This window comes from Mesorhizobium sp. WSM4814, assembly GCF_055811595.1.
Window position 1 is genome coordinate 1 of record NZ_JBVVQT010000079.1, and the last position, 595, is coordinate 595.

Genomic DNA, 595 nt, shown 5'->3' on the forward strand with positions numbered 1-595 from the left:
CACCACTGCCCCGACGAACATTCATGCAACCACCGCCATGTCTTCGCGTTTAGCCACTTCAATTCTGGAGAGCGACACAGATGCCGGCGTTTATTCCGATTACAATTTACCTGAATGACAGATCGATGCTGGTTGCGTCGATCCCTGATGCTGAGACGGCGCTTCAGCAACCATGGCCATTCATGGGCAAGCCATCCCGACTTGAAGCAATTCGAATGATCGAGGATTGCCTAGCCGGACACTGCACCCAACAAGCCGCGTTCGATGCCTTCAAGGCGGCCGCAAGTGAACAGGGGCTTCTTAAGCGACAGCCTCCAAGCATAGGCCTTAGGAAATTCGACGGGGTTGCCGAAGACCTGCTGTGAGGTGTCTCCGCCCCTCTGACTTTGAACCACTGAGAGGCCTTCGCCGGGTGGACTTTGCTCAGCCGCACGGACCACCCGCCAAATCGAGGAATGGCGGGTGGTCCTTTATCGGCGCAGGAAGGGACGTAGCTGCGCAGATGTCAAATTGGTTGGCCTTAGCTAACGATTATTCCAATCGCCAGGAATGTGATCGAAACTGCGAAGACCGGAGCGAGTAACCAGCGGGCTTG

At 55.8% G+C, this 595-nt stretch carries 1 protein-coding gene; it reads left to right on the plus strand.

Features of this window, described 5'->3' with window-relative positions; translation table 11 throughout:
• Nucleotides 1–80 precede the first annotated feature (80 nt).
• The gene (locus AC0L2V_RS32235) at nucleotides 81–365 is read left to right on the plus strand and encodes a DUF982 domain-containing protein (protein WP_287217585.1); all 285 of its coding nucleotides are present in this window, start codon (nucleotides 81–83) and stop codon (nucleotides 363–365) included.
• The last annotated feature ends 230 nt before the right edge of the window (nucleotides 366–595 follow it).

Coding starts and splice junctions, on each gene's coding strand:
- AC0L2V_RS32235 (WP_287217585.1), top strand. CDS start 81: ATGCCGGCGTTTATTCCGATTACAATTTACCTGAATGACAGATCGATG.